Annotated in this window: 1 protein-coding gene; it reads left to right on the forward strand. The window is 42.3% G+C overall.

Translation table 11 applies throughout. The features are described 5' to 3' along the window. Positions 1-92: 92 nt before the first annotated feature. The gene (locus tag EJ063_RS20250; RefSeq protein ID WP_126576068.1) at positions 93-1,061 is read left to right on the forward strand and encodes an IS30 family transposase; all 969 of its coding nucleotides are present in this window, start codon (positions 93-95) and stop codon (positions 1,059-1,061) included. The last annotated feature ends 31 nt before the right edge of the window (positions 1,062-1,092 follow it).

The raw sequence follows: 1,092 nt of genomic DNA on the forward strand, positions 1-1,092 counted from the left end.
TCTTGGATTCAAGTACGAAGTGCGACACCTCTGAAAAATAAAACAGTGAGATGTGGTATTCATAAGTTTTGCTCCCGCCAAGAAGTAAAACCATGAAATATACACACCTCACTGAGAAAGAAAGATATACGATTTCTATCTTAAGAAAGCAAGGATTACGTACTGCTGGAATAGCTAGATTACTCAACCGTCACAAGTCTACGATCTATCGTGAGATAAAACGTAATAAGCGCTATAACAAGTACTTTGACAGGTACTCGTACCAACCTGAGTACGCTCAACAGCGAGCTCGGAATAGGCTAGCTCGCTCAAGGCGAAACAAGCGCTATGACGAAACCGACTTCAGGCTCGTTGCAGCCTTGCTGCAACTGGACTGGAGCCCTGAACAGATAGTTGGATTCCTAAGGCGAATTGGTCAAAAAACGATGAGTCACGAACTGATTTACCAGTATATTTGGAATAACAAAGCAGAAGGCGGAATGTTATGGAAACACCTACGCCAGTCAACTAAGCAGAGGCGTAAAAGATATCGCTCTAACGACAGTAGAGGCCGCTTAGCCGCAAAGAAACATATATCTGAGCGACCAGACGAAGCAGAGCTTCGTCTTGAACCTGGACACTGGGAAATAGACACCGTCATTGGGCGAGGAACCAAACACTGCATTGTGACTTTAGTAGATAGGATGACCGGTTATACTTTTATAGGCCAATTAGACGACAGAACGACTAATTCATTGAACGCTCGAGTGAAGAAGATTATTAAGCAGTCAGACTTACCGTTCAAAACGATTACTGCTGATAATGGTACTGAATTTCACCAATATGCACAGTTAGAAAAACAAACTAAGTGTTTGTTTTTCTTTGCTAACCCATACCACTCATGGGAACGTGGAACCAATGAAAATACGAATGGTTTAATTAGACAGTACTTACCTAAAAAAGCCTCTATGTCACACGTGACACAGAGGCTCTGTAACCAAATAGCTGGAAAGCTAAACTCGCGCCCAAGGAAAAGACTTGGGTTCTTTACACCACAGGAGTATATTCATGCGCATCTGTAAAAAGTGTCGCACTTCAAACTTGATACTAAGT

The sequence above is a fragment of the Vibrio aquaticus genome (genome assembly GCF_003970385.1).
Classification (GTDB): Bacteria; Pseudomonadota; Gammaproteobacteria; order Enterobacterales; family Vibrionaceae; genus Vibrio; species Vibrio aquaticus.

What these genes read in the sequence shown, in the direction of transcription:
- EJ063_RS20250 (WP_126576068.1), top strand. Translation starts at nt 93, where the DNA reads ATGAAATATACACACCTCACTGAGAAAGAAAGATATACGATTTCTATC.